The following is a 265-nucleotide window of genomic DNA, read 5'->3' as shown; positions in this document are numbered from 1 at the left end:
TGAAAAAATTGAAGTTGTAAAGCTTCAAATTACAAATAAAAAAGATACAGAAAAAGGTCCGGAAAAACCAGGTGAAGGAACAGAAAAACCAGGTGAAGGAACAGAAAAGCCAGGTGAAGGAACAGAAAAGCCGGGTGAAGGAACAGAAAAGCCAGGTGAGGGAGTAGAAAAACCTAATTTACCAGAAAAAGGACAAGGTTCTTCTAATAATCAACAACTTCCAGCTACAGGACACAATACGAATTACGTTCCATTCATCGGTTTT

The 265-nt window shown here is 38.1% G+C and carries 1 pseudogene; it reads left to right on the top strand.

Annotated elements, in window-relative coordinates:
* Positions 1-265: pseudogene (locus MR160_RS34375) on the top strand (hypothetical protein); the annotation flags it as partial.

This window comes from Bacillus cereus group sp. BfR-BA-01382 (assembly GCF_022663475.1).
GTDB lineage: Bacteria > Bacillota > Bacilli > Bacillales > Bacillaceae_G > Bacillus_A > Bacillus_A thuringiensis_S.
Note: the sequence above shows the minus strand (reverse complement) of the source record. Positions and strands in the feature narration are given on the sequence as shown.